The sequence below is a fragment of the Ramlibacter sp. genome, from assembly GCF_013697775.1.
Lineage (GTDB): Bacteria > Pseudomonadota > Gammaproteobacteria > Burkholderiales > Burkholderiaceae_C > Ramlibacter.
In genome coordinates this window covers 1-4893 of the sequence record NZ_JACCWG010000075.1, presented here as the reverse complement: position 1 = coordinate 4893, position 4893 = coordinate 1, and the positions used below count along the sequence as shown (strand labels likewise).

Here is a 4893-nt window from a genome sequence, read left to right as displayed (position 1 = left end):
GCCGCGGCCAGCGCGACCTGCTGCGCGCGGCCTTCTTCGCCCTGCTGGATGCGGTGCAGCGGGTCAAGGAAGTCGCCGCCGAGCGCATTCCGGCCTCGCGCGAAAGCCAGAGCCACGAGCCATCGGCCGGCCTGCTGATCGCCTTCATGCAGCTGTTCCAGGGCGTGCAGCGCCACGCCAACGGCTTCACCGCGCGCCACACCGACTTTTATTACCACGACGTGCTGGCCATGCAGCCGCGCGCCGCCGCGCCCGACCGCGTGCACCTGGTGTGCGAGCTGGTGCCCGGCGGCCCGACCCAGGCGGTGGTGCCGCGCGGCACGGCATTCGCCGCCGGCAAGGACGCGCAGCAGCGCCCGATCCAGTTCATCGGCGAGCACGAGCTGGTGGTCACGGACACCCGTGTCGCCTCGCTGCGCAGCCTGCGGCTGGAGCGCGCGCCGCTGCTGCTGGGCGACGGCCCCGACGACCAGTTCGACTGCGTCAAGCGCATCCGCGCGGACATCCCGGCGGGGCTGGCGACGGCGCCCGGCCAGCCGCAGCCCTACTGGCCGCTGTTCGGCGGCGTGCTGGACGCGGGCGCCAGCACGCACCGCGACGCCGACCTCGGCCTGGCCATCGGCAGCCCGGTGCTGTGGTTGAAGGAAGGCCAGCGCGACATCCGCATCACCCTCACGCTGCGCGACGCGCCCGGCAAGGACAGCCTGTGGACGCGCATGGCCGGCGGCGACGACCGCGTGCAGTGGCAGTTCGTGCGCGCGCTGCCGCAGCTGTTCCGCGTGAGCTTCACCAGCGCCGCCGGCTGGTGGGACGCCAGCGACTGCTTCATCGGGCGCAGTCCCGGCGCCAAGGGCGACACCGGCGACCGGCTGGAGATCACCGTGCGGCTGCGGCCCGAGGCCCCGCCCATCATCGGCTGCGTGCCGGCGCTGCACGGCAACGCCTGGAACACCACGCTGCCGATGGTGCGCATCCTGGTGCGCCAGGACGCGGCGCTGTGCGCCTACTCGCTGCTGGACCAGACCATGCTGGAGCAGGCCACGGTGTGGGCCGGCGTGCACGGCGCGCGCGACATCGTGCTGGCCAACCAGCTGGGCCGGCTGGACCCGTCCACCCCCTTCATGCCGTTCGGCCCGCTGCCCGAGCCGGGCGCCTACCTGGTGTTCGGCTCGGCCGAGGCGGCCAGCAAACCGCTGCGCCGGTTGCGCCTGAACCTGCAGTGGGGTGGCCTGCCGCAGGGCCTGGGCGGCTTTCCCGAGTACTACGCGGGCTACGACACGGCGTTCGAGAACGACAGCTTCAAGGCCAAGGTGTCGGTGCTGCAGGAAGGCCTGTGGCGCGCCTCGCCCGCCAATCCGGCCGGCATGCCGCTGTTCGCACCGGGGCCGGGCGCGCGCGTGGCGCCGGCCTCGCGCCTGGTGGTCGGGCAGGACGAACTGCTGGCCTATTTCAAGCCGACCGCGCCGCGCCCGGGCGTGCCGCTGGTGTACGACGTGGGCAGCCGCAACGGCTTTTTCAAGATGGAACTGCGCGAGCCGCAGGCCGGCTTCGGCCACGCGGAATACACCCGCGTGCTGACGCGCACGGTGTCGGCCAACGCGCGGCGCAAGAAGCCGTCGGCGCTGCCGCACGCGCCCTACACGCCGGTGATCGAGCGCGTCACCATGGACTACGAAGCGCAGGCCGTGATCCGCCTGGACCGCGCCGGTTCGGCGCAGGACGAGGACGGCGCCGCGCCGCCTGGCGAGGTGTTCCACATCCATCCGTTCGGCGTCGAGCGCATCCACCCCGGCCCGCCGGGCGCGCACACCGTGCTGCCCACCTGGGAGCAGGACGGCAACCTCTACATCGGGCTGGCCGGCAGCGACCCGCAGGGCACGCTCAGCCTGCTGTTCGAGTTGCGCAGCGAGGCGGCCGAGCCGCTGCTGCACCGCACCGCGCGCGTCACCTGGTCCTGCCTGCGCGCCAACCGGTGGATCGAACTGCCCACCGCGCGCGTGCTGGCCGACACCACCGGCGGCTTCCTGACCTCGGGCATCGTCACGCTGGACCTGCCAAGCGGCATGGACCGCGAGCACACGGTCATGCCCAGCGGCGTGTTCTGGCTGCGCGCCTGCGCCGACACCGACTACGACAGCTTCGCCGCGCTGTACAGCGTGCGGGCGCAGGCGCTCAGTGCGGTGCGCTCGCCGGCCAGCTCGCTGCCGCCGCAGTACCGGGCGCTGCCGCCCGGCTCGGTCGGCGCGCCGGTGGAATCGATCGCAGGGTTGGCCAAGACGGTGCAGGTCGGCCCCTCGTTCGGCATGAGCCCGGTGGAGACCGAGGCGCAGCTGCAGGTGCGCACCGGCGAGCGCCTGAAGCACAAGAACCGCGCGCTGCTGCCGTGGGACTACGAGCGGCTGGTGCTGGAGCGCTTTCCCTCGGTGTTCAAGGTGCGCTGCTTCAACCACCTGAGCGCGCCCGGCGGCAAGTCCAGCCCCGGCAGCGTGCTGGTGGTGGTGGTGCCGGCGCTGGGCGGCGACGAGGAGCAGAAGAACATCCCGGGGCCGCGGCTGAACGCGATCGAGCTGGAGGACATCGAGGACTACCTCGCCGGCCTGTCGTCGCCGTTTGCCCGCATCGCGGTGCGCAACTGCAGCTACGAGGCGATCCAGGTGCGCTGCTCGGTGGCCTGGCGGCGCGGCAGCAACGCCGGCTACTGCGAGCGGCGGCTGAACCAGGCGCTGTTCGACTACCTCTCGCCCTGGAACGACAACGGCTTGCGCGCGCGCTTCGAATGGGCGGTGCGGCGCGAAGACATCGAGGCACACATCCGCGCGCTGGACGACGTGGAGTTCGTCGGCGGCGTGTCGCTGCTGCACGTGGCCGCCAGCGACGGCAGCCTGCACAGCCTGGACGACACCGCCCGCCCGCGCGGCGCAGCCGAATGGGACGCCACCGACCCGGCCGGCAGCGGGCTGCGCCAGGCGCGCGCGCGCTGGCCCTGGAGCATCGCCGTGCCGATGCGCCACCACCTGATCGAGACGCTGCAGACGGCGCAGCACGGCGGCGCGCGGCCCACCGGCGTCGGCCAGCTGGCCATCGGCAACACCTTCGTCGTCGGAGGCCGCGCATGAGCAACCGCGCCACCCTCAAAACGTATTTCCGCGCCGGGTCGCTGCCGACGCAAAAGCACTTCGAGGACCTGATCGAGTCCACCCTCAACATGCAGGACGAGGGCTTCAAGCGCACGCCCGAGAACGGCGTGGAGATCTCCAAGCTGCGCGACCGCGAGGCCTTTCTCAGCGTCTACGGCACGCCCGACGCCGACCGGCCCGACTGGTCGATTTCCGGCGACGCCGCCGCCCGGCTGCTGTTCCGTCCCGGCCCGGCGTCGCAGAAGGCCGGCGAGCCGGTGCTGGCCCTGCACACGCTGCAGGACGCCACCGCCGATGCCGGCGACGGCACGCCGGTGGTGCGCGCGCGCGTGGGCATCAACACCGGTGCGCCCGAGCACGAGCTGGACGTGGCCGGCACAGTACGCATGCAGGCGCGCGTGGGCGGCTTCATCCCGGAGAAATTCCGCACGCCGCAGGGCACGGTCACGCCCGAGGGCGTGAAGGCCGCGAGCGCGGTCGTGGCCGACGGCGCGTGGCACGACATCAGCGGCCCGCTGCGCGGCTGCCACGCCTTCGAGGTGATAGCCGGTACCGGCAACAAGGACACCGGGCGCTACGGCATGCTGCACGCCGTCGCGCTCAACACCTTCCACCCGCGCCGTGGGCTGTTCGACTTCCTCGCGCCCAAGCGGCCGATCCGCGAAACCTCGGCTTACTACGACCGCCGCTGCGACATGCTGCAGCTGCGCTGGAAAAGCCTGAACGGCGCCTATGGCAAGAACGCCGAGTACTGCCTGCAGGTGCGCAGCAAATGCCCGTACCCGGACGCCGCGGGCGGCAAGCCGCCCGTGATCCGCTGCCGCATCACCCGGCTGTGGCTGGACGAAACCATGCAGGAGCTGATGGAATGAGCGCGGCCGACGCACCGTTCATCCGGCGCCACCCCAAGGACAGCGGGCCGCTCAGCTTCTGGGGCCTGCGCGCGCAGGCGCTGGCCGACGTGCAGGCGCTGTCGGGCGGCCACTGGACCGACTACAACCTGCACGACCCAGGCGTCACCATCCTGGAGCAGGCCTGCTACGCGCTCACCAGCCTGGTGTACCGCACCGACTTCCCGGTGGCCGACCACCTGGCGGCGCCGGACGGCCGCATCGACTTCGCGGGCCACGCGCTGCATCCAGCGGACATCGTGTTCCCGTGCCGGCCCACCACCGGCGAGGACTACCGCCGCCTGCTGCTGGACCGCGTCGAGGGCCTGGGCGACGCGGCGGTGGAGCCGCTCGCGCGCGGGGGTGACGCGTCGGGCGTGCCGGGCGGCCTGTGGCGGGTGGAGCTGCGCATGGCCGCTGGTCACGAGGCGCATGCGCAGGACAGCCTGCTGCAGGCGCTGACGCTGCTGCGCGCCTACCGCAACCTGGGCGAGGACTTCGACCACCAGTTCACCGTGGTGGAGGAGCGCTGGTGCGAGCTGCAGGGCGACATCGAGGTCGGCGGCGCGCGCGACCCGGCCGACGTGCTGGCCGACGTCTACCTGTGCTGCGAACAGCAGATCGCCGGTGGCGGCCGCTTCGTCGCGCTGGACGCGCTGCTGCGCCAGGGCGCCGCGCTGGAAACCATCTTCGACGGCCCGCCGGTGCGCCGCGGGCGCCTGCGCGAGCCGGAGGACGTGCGCGACAAGCGCCTGTTCGTGGCCGACCTGATGGCCGCGCTGGCCGCCATCGACGGCGTGAAGGAGGTGCGCCGGCTGGCGCTGGTGGTCGACGGCGAGGCGCACACCGGCGGCGACTCGGTGCAG

The 4893-nt window shown here is 72.7% G+C and carries 3 protein-coding genes; all 3 read left to right on the top strand.

The window, feature by feature from the left end; genetic code table 11:
• On the top strand, positions 1 to 3116 hold a 3116-nt coding region (locus tag H0U68_RS04010), incomplete at its 5' end, for a hypothetical protein (RefSeq protein ID WP_296352910.1).
• Positions 3113 to 4009: a hypothetical protein gene (locus H0U68_RS04005; RefSeq protein ID WP_296352908.1), complete on the top strand. Its 897-nt coding sequence runs from the start codon at positions 3113 to 3115 to the stop codon at positions 4007 to 4009. The genes H0U68_RS04010 and H0U68_RS04005, both read left to right, overlap by 4 nt.
• The coding region (locus tag H0U68_RS04000; RefSeq protein WP_296352906.1) for a hypothetical protein at positions 4006 to 4893 on the top strand (888 nt) is incomplete at its 3' end. The genes H0U68_RS04005 and H0U68_RS04000, both read left to right, overlap by 4 nt.